This is a genomic window from Mycobacterium sp., assembly GCF_040398885.1.
GTDB lineage: Bacteria > Actinomycetota > Actinomycetes > Mycobacteriales > Mycobacteriaceae > Mycobacterium.
Genome location: NZ_JBBATF010000173.1, coordinates 1 through 5,821 on the forward strand (window position 1 = coordinate 1; position 5,821 = coordinate 5,821).

Annotated in this window: 6 protein-coding genes; all 6 read left to right on the plus strand. The window is 71.0% G+C overall.

All coding sequences use genetic code 11. The features are described from left to right. Positions 1-120 precede the first annotated feature (120 nt). Entirely contained in the window at positions 121-273 is a 153-nt protein-coding gene (locus ADBZ5U_RS13825) for a hypothetical protein (protein WP_526811118.1), read from the plus strand. Positions 274-299: 26 nt separating this feature from the next. Continuing rightward, positions 300-2,453: a heavy metal translocating P-type ATPase gene (locus ADBZ5U_RS13830; protein WP_526811120.1), complete on the plus strand. Its 2,154-nt coding sequence runs from the start codon at positions 300-302 to the stop codon at positions 2,451-2,453. Positions 2,454-2,537: 84 nt separating this feature from the next. Next, positions 2,538-3,848: a glutamate-1-semialdehyde 2,1-aminomutase gene (gene hemL / locus ADBZ5U_RS13835; RefSeq protein ID WP_526811125.1), complete on the plus strand. Its 1,311-nt coding sequence runs from the start codon at positions 2,538-2,540 to the stop codon at positions 3,846-3,848. Next, complete coding sequence (locus ADBZ5U_RS13840; protein WP_526811122.1) at positions 3,845-4,453, plus strand: histidine phosphatase family protein; 609 nt, start codon at positions 3,845-3,847, stop codon at positions 4,451-4,453. Before hemL ends, ADBZ5U_RS13840 begins: the two co-directional genes overlap by 4 nt. Before the next feature lie 23 nt (positions 4,454-4,476). Then, positions 4,477-5,076, plus strand: coding sequence for a TlpA disulfide reductase family protein (locus tag ADBZ5U_RS13845; protein WP_526811127.1), 600 nt, complete (start codon positions 4,477-4,479; stop codon positions 5,074-5,076). After that, positions 5,073-5,821 (plus strand): cytochrome c biogenesis CcdA family protein (locus ADBZ5U_RS13850; RefSeq protein WP_526811124.1); only part of this gene is annotated, 749 nt, incomplete at its 3' end. The genes ADBZ5U_RS13845 and ADBZ5U_RS13850, both read left to right, overlap by 4 nt.

Below are 5,821 nucleotides of genomic sequence, written 5' to 3' on the forward strand. Positions count from 1 at the left end.
CGGCCGGTGGGGGCCGCTCGGGATCGTCGAGGGTAGCGGCGTGCTCGGCGGCGCAAGGCCGGGCGCGTACTCGCCATCCTCCCCGACGAAGAATACGGAACCTACGTCCCACGGATCCGGGTGGCTGCGTGCGCGTCGTCGCGTTGCGACGAGCCTTGCGCCGCCACCGGCGCCCTGCTGGGCGGTCTCGGGGTGGCCGGGCTGCCGTTCCGGGCGCTGCTGGCGGTCAAGGCCGGCTTTTGCGGGGCGTTGGGGTACCTGGTGGCACGCTGATACCCCCTGGGGGTATAGTTGGCGGCATGACCAGTCCAACGACCACCACCGACCTGAGGCTCTCCGGAATGAGCTGCGCCTCGTGCGCGGCCCGAGTGGAGCGCAGCCTCAATCGGCTCGACGGGGTGCGGGCATCGGTGAACTTCGCCGTCGAGCAGGCCCATGTCGAGCACGGCCCGCTCATCACCCGGGACGACCTGGTGCGCGCGGTGGAATCCAGTGGCTATCGGGCCGAGGTCATCAACCACCACCACGACCAACGCGATGCCGGCCACGACGACCACGACGACCACATGAGCCACGACGTACCCGCCGGACAGTTGCGGTCCCGACTGATCGGATCCGCGGTGCTCGCCGTCCCGGTCGTGGCCCTCTCGATGGTGATGCCCTGGCAGTTCCCCGGCTGGCAGTGGGTGGCGCTGGCGTTGACCACGCCGATCGTGTTCTGGGGTGGATACCCCTTCCACAAGGCCGCGCTCAACAGCGCGCGGCACCGCAGTTCGACGATGGACACCCTGGTGTCACTGGGCACCCTGTCGGCCTATCTGTGGTCGCTGGTGGTCCTGGCTACCGGGGTCGGGCATGGCCGTCACGGTCAGGGGCACGTCTATTTCGAGGTGGCCGCCGCGGTCACGGTGTTCCTGCTCGCCGGTCGCTACGCGGAGGCCAAGGCCAAGCGTTCCGCGGGTTCGGCACTCCGGGCGCTGTTGTCGCTGGGCGCCAAGGACGCCACCGTGGTGCGCGACGGCGCGGAGGTGCGGGTCGGAGTCGACACGCTGGCGGTCGGGGACGTCATCGTGGTGCGACCCGGCGAACGGGTCGCCACCGACGGGGTCGTGGTCGACGGCGCCTCGGCGCTGGACGCCTCGGCGATGACCGGCGAATCGGTCCCCGTCGAGGTCCGCCCCGGCGACGAGGTGCTCGGCGGCGCGGTCAACACCTACGGGCGAATCCTGGTGCGCGCCAAAAAAGTCGGTGGGGACACTCAACTGGCCCGGATGGCTGCCATGGTCGCCGACGCGCAGAGCGGGAAGGCCTCGATCCAGCGACTCGCCGACCGCGTCTCGGCGGTGTTCGTCCCGGCGGTGCTGGTGATCGCCGCGGTTACAGCGGCCGGCTGGCTGTTGACCGGGCATTCGGCGGCTGCCGCGTTCACCGCCGCCGTGGCGGTGCTCATCATCGCCTGCCCGTGCGCGCTCGGCCTGGCCACCCCGACCGCGATCCTGGTCGGAACCGGCCGGGGCGCCCAACTCGGCGTCCTCATCAAAGAGCCGCAGGTGCTCGAGACCGCCCACGGCATCGACACCGTCGTACTGGACAAGACCGGGACCGTCACCACCGGCGTGATGAGCGTCGAGGGTGTCGAGGCCGGCCCCGGGGAGGACGCCGGAGTCGTGCTGTCCCGGGCGGCCGCGGTGGAATCGGCATCCGAACACCCGGTCGCCGCCGCGATCGTCGCCGCGGCCCGGCAGCGGGGCCTGGTCGTCCCGGCGGTCTCGGGCTTCGCCAACGAGCCGGGCACCGGGGTGCGCGGCGTGGTCGACGGGGTCGCGGTCCGGGTGGAGCGTGCCGCCGACAGCGACGGCCGCACCAGCGTCGCGGTGAGCTGGGAGGGCCGCGAACGCGGGGTCATCCGACTGGCCGACTCGGTCAAGCCCACCAGCGCATCGGCGATCGCCGAGCTCAAGGCGCTGGGGATCACCCCGATCCTGCTCACCGGTGACAACGAGGCGGTAGCCGGGCGGGTCGCCGCGGAGGTCGGGATCGCCCCCGCCGACGTGATCGCCGGGGTGCTGCCGTCCGAGAAGGCCGGCGTGATCTCCCGGCTGCAGGATGCCGGCCGCCGGGTGGCCATGGTGGGCGACGGAGTCAACGACTCCGTCGCGCTGGCCACCGCCGACATCGGCATGGCGATGGGCACCGGCACCGACGCCGCGATCGAGGCCGGCGACATCACCCTGGTGCGCGGTGATCTGCGTACGGTCCCCACGGCGCTACGGCTGTCCGCGCGGACACTGCGGATCATCAAGCAGAACCTGTTCTGGGCCTTCGGGTACAACATCGCCGCCATCCCGCTGGCGGCACTCGGGTTGCTCAATCCGATGATCGCCGGCGCCGCGATGGCGGTCTCCTCGGTGCTGGTGGTGACCAACAGCCTGCGACTCAAGCGCTTCCGCTGACACCTGCCCGGGAGCCGTTCCCACAGGGACCTTCGTCACACTCGCACCCTCGCGGCCATGGGCGCGATAACTGCTGGGACACTGGTGGGCATGAGGGAGCAGGTGACCGTCTCGGCGAAGCTGTTCGACGAGGCCTGCGCGGTGATTCCCGGCGGGGTGAACTCGCCGGTGCGGGCCTTCAGCGCCGTCGGCGGCACGCCGCGCTTCATCACCTCCGCCAACGGCTGCTGGCTGCACGACGCCGACGGCAACCGCTACGTCGACCTGGTCTGCTCATGGGGGCCGATGATCCTCGGCCACGCCCACCCGGCGGTGGTGGAGGCGGTGCAGCGCGCGGCGGCCGACGGGCTGTCATTCGGGGCGCCCACCCCCGGCGAGACCGACCTGGCCGGCGAGATCGCCGCCCGCGTCCCTCCCGTGCAGCGGGTGCGGCTGGTCAACTCCGGCACCGAGGCCACCATGAGCGCCGTGCGTTTGGCTCGCGGGTTCACCGGCCGGCCCAAGATCGTCAAGTTCTCCGGGTGCTACCACGGCCACGTCGACGCACTGCTGGCCGACGCCGGGTCCGGGGTGGCCACGCTCGGACTGCCCTCTTCGCCCGGGGTCACCGGCGCGACGGCCGCCGACACGATCGTCCTCCCCTACAACGATGTCGCCGCCGTGGAGGAGTCGTTCTCGAGATTCGGTGACAGCATCGCCGCGGTGATCACCGAAGCCTGCCCGGGCAACATGGGCGCTGTCGCGCCACTGGCGGGTTTCAACGCGGCGCTGCGCCGGATCACCGCCGAGCACGAAGCACTGCTCATCGTCGATGAGGTCATGACCGGATTCCGGATCAGCCGATCCGGTTGGTACGGAATCGATCCGGTCGACGCGGACCTGTTCACCTTCGGCAAGGTGATGAGCGGAGGTCTGCCGGCCGCGGCGTTCGGCGGGCGCACCGATGTGATGGAACGGCTGGCCCCGCTGGGGCCGGTCTATCAGGCCGGCACCCTGTCCGGGAATCCGGTGGCGGTGGCGGCGGGACTGGCCACGCTCCGGCACGCCGACGATGCGGTGTACGAAGCCCTGGACGCCAACGCCGACCGGTTGGCCGGGCTGCTGTCCGAGGCGCTGTCGGACGCCGGTGTGGCTCACCGGGTGGCGCGGGCCGGGAATTTCCTGTCGGTCTTCTTCACCGGGGAACCCGTCACCGACTTCGCCACTGCCCGCGCCAGCCAGACGTTCCGGTTCCCGCCGTTCTTCCACGGACTGCTCGACGGCGGGGTGTACGCCCCGCCCAGCGCGTTCGAAACCTGGTTCGTCTCAGCGGCTCTGGATGACGACGCCTTCGAGCGGATCGCGGCTGCCCTGCCCGCCGCCGCCCGGGCCGCAGCGGAGGCTACGCCGTCATGAGCGCCCGGACCGTAGTCAACGTCATGCGCCACGGCGAGGTGCACAACCCCGAGGGCGTCCTGTACGGGCGGCTGCCCGACTACCACCTCTCCGAGCGCGGGCAGGCGCAGGCGCAGGCCGTCGCCGACTGGCTGGCCCTGCGTGATGTCGTCTACGTGGTCGCCTCGCCGTTGGAGCGGGCCCAGGAGACCGCCGCGCCGATCGCGGCCCGGCACGGTCTGATCGTCGACGTCGATGAATCGCTGATCGAGTCGCACAACGTCTTTCAGGGCGAGAAGGTCTCGCCCGGGGACGGCGCCCTGCGCGACCCGCGCAACTGGTGGCATCTACGAAACCCCCGGACTCCGACCTGGGGCGAGCCCTACGCGGAGATCGCGGTGCGGATGCGCGCCGCCGTCGAGCGGGCCAGGATCAGGGCCACCGGCCACGAGGCGGTGTGCGTAAGTCATCAGCTTCCCGTCGAGACGCTGCGCCGGGCGATGAATTCCGATACGCTGCACCACTTTCCGACCAAGAGAATGTGCAACCTGGCGTCGGTGACGTCGTTCTACTTCGACGGCGACGACTACGTCGGCTGGGGCTACGCGGAGCTCGCCGGACGGTGAAACGCCTGCGCGTCCCCACCCGGATGACGGTCAGCTTGGCTGCCATCCTGTTGGCCGGCTGCTCCACCGGCGACGACGCCGTCGCTCAGGGCGGGACATTCGAGTTCGTCGCACCCGGCGGCAGGACCGACATCACCTACGACCCGCCGTCGTCCCGAGGCGCCCCGGGCCCGCTGTCCGGGCCCGATCTGATGGACACCGCGCGCACCATCTCGCTCGAAGACTTCGCCGGCAGGGTCGTGGTGCTCAACGTCTGGGGGCAATGGTGCGGACCGTGCCGCGCCGAGGTCGCCCAGTTGCAGAAGGTCTACGACGCCACCCGCGACGACGGGGTGGCGGTTTTGGGGATCGACGTGCGCGACAACGACATCGACGCCCCGCGGGATTTCGTCACCGACCGCAACGTCACCTACCCCTCGATCTACGACCCCGCCATGCGCACCCTGATCGCCTTCGGCGGCAAGTACCCCGCCACGGTGATCCCCTCGACGGTGGTGCTGGACCGCGAGCACCGGGTGGCGGCGGTGTTCCTCCGCGAACTGCTCGCCGAGGACCTGCTGCCGGTGGTGCGACGACTGGCCGCCGAACCAGGCCCAGGTAAACCGACACAGAGCAAGCCGTGACCGGTCTGGCCGAGACCGCGGCGGCCGGGCCGCTGCTGTTGGCGCTGGGACTCTGTGTGCTGGCCGGGCTGGTGTCCTTCGCCTCGCCGTGCGTGGTTCCGCTGGTGCCGGGCTATCTGTCCTACCTTGCCGCCGTCGCGGGGGCATCGGATGACGCCCCGGCCCCGGGTGGCCGCCGGCGGTGGCGGGTCGCCGGTTCGGCGCTGCTGTTCGTTGCGGGTTTCACCGTGGTGTTCGTCCTCGGCACCGTCGCGGTGCTGGGCATGACGACCACCTTGATCGCCAATCAGGTTGTGTTGCAACGCATCGGCGGGATCGTCACGATCATCATGGGCCTGGCTTTCATCGGCTTCATCCCGGCGCTGCAACGGCAGGCCCGTTTCACCCCCGGGCAGTGGGCGGGCTTGGCCGGAGCGCCCCTGCTCGGTGCGGTCTTCGGCCTGGGCTGGACGCCCTGCCTGGGGCCCACGCTCACCGGCGTCATCGCCGTCGCTTCGGCCACCGACGGCGCCAGCGTCGCGCGGGGAGTGGCACTGGTGGTCGCCTACTGCCTGGGGTTGGGAATCCCCTTCGTGCTGCTGGCGTTCGGCTCCGGGTGGGCGGTGACGGCGTTCGGGTGGCTCCGCCGGCGCACCCGCGCCATCCAGGTGTTCGGCGGCATCCTGCTCATCGCCGTCGGGGTGGCTCTGCTGACCGGGTTGTGGAACGACTTCACCTCCTGGGTGCGCGACGCGTTCGTCAGCGA

Coding starts and splice junctions, on each gene's coding strand:
- ADBZ5U_RS13830 (WP_526811120.1), top strand. CDS start 300: ATGACCAGTCCAACGACCACCACCGACCTGAGGCTCTCCGGAATGAGC.
- ADBZ5U_RS13840 (WP_526811122.1), top strand. CDS start 3,845: ATGAGCGCCCGGACCGTAGTCAACGTCATGCGCCACGGCGAGGTGCAC.
- ADBZ5U_RS13845 (WP_526811127.1), top strand. CDS start 4,477: ATGACGGTCAGCTTGGCTGCCATCCTGTTGGCCGGCTGCTCCACCGGC.